Origin of the sequence: Pseudomonas cichorii, from assembly GCF_003700275.1 — a bacterium.
In the GTDB taxonomy this organism is placed as follows: Bacteria; Pseudomonadota; Gammaproteobacteria; order Pseudomonadales; family Pseudomonadaceae; genus Aquipseudomonas; species Aquipseudomonas cichorii_B.
The window spans coordinates 1-932 of sequence record NZ_RBRE01000095.1 but is presented as its reverse complement, the minus strand read 5'-3'; the positions used below and the strand labels follow the sequence as shown (position 1 = coordinate 932).

Annotated in this window: 1 protein-coding gene; it reads left to right on the top strand. The window is 58.3% G+C overall.

Features of this window, described 5'->3' with window-relative positions; genetic code table 11:
- A partial coding sequence (locus ALQ04_RS25715; protein ID WP_147466631.1) for a calcium-binding protein occupies nucleotides 1-932 on the top strand: 932 nt, incomplete at both ends.

The window sequence follows — 932 nt, the reverse complement described above, 5'->3', positions numbered from 1 at the left end:
GATCAGTCTCTGTGGGGCTACGCCAGCGACGACCTGATCGATGGCGGTGCCGGTGACGACACTCTCAGTGGCGCAGCGGGCAACGACAGTCTGTCGGGTGGTGCCGGAGCCGATACCTTGAATGGCGAAGAGGGCAACGATCTGCTGCAAGGCGGTTCGGGCAATGACACCCTCAACGGTGGCGCGGGCAATGACATCCTCGATGGCGGTGCAGGTAATGACCGTCTTGACGGCGGATACGGTGACGATACGTACCTGTTCGGCAAGGGCTCGGGCCAGGATACCGTCTCGGCTTACGACCCGACTGTGAACAAGATCGATACCGTCAAACTGGTCGGCCTGAACAGCAGTGATGTGACCATCTCTCGTGAAAGTAATGACCTGTTGATCAAGGTGATCGGCACCACGGACAGCTTCCGGGTGAGCAGTCATTTTACTTACGATGCGACCTATGGCTACCAGATCAACCAGATCCAGTTCGCTGACGGCAGCGTCTGGGATCAGGATGCGATCAAGTCTCAGGTATTGCAGGGTAGTGATGCCGATCAGTCTCTGTGGGGCTATGCCAGCGACGACCTGATCGATGGCGGTGCCGGTGACGACACTCTCAGTGGCGCAGCGGGCAACGACAGTCTGTCGGGTGGTGCCGGAGCCGATACCTTGAATGGCGAAGAGGGCAACGATCTGCTGCAAGGCGGTTCGGGCAATGACACCCTCAACGGTGGCGCGGGTAATGACATCCTCGATGGCGGTGCAGGTAATGACCGTCTCGACGGCGGATACGGTGACGACACTTACCTGTTCGGCAAGGGCTCGGGCCAGGATACCGTCTCGGCTTACGACCCGACTGTGAACAAGGTCGATGTCGTCAGGCTGGTTGGCCTGAACAGCAATGATGTGATCATTTCTCGGGAAAGTAATGACCTGTTGAT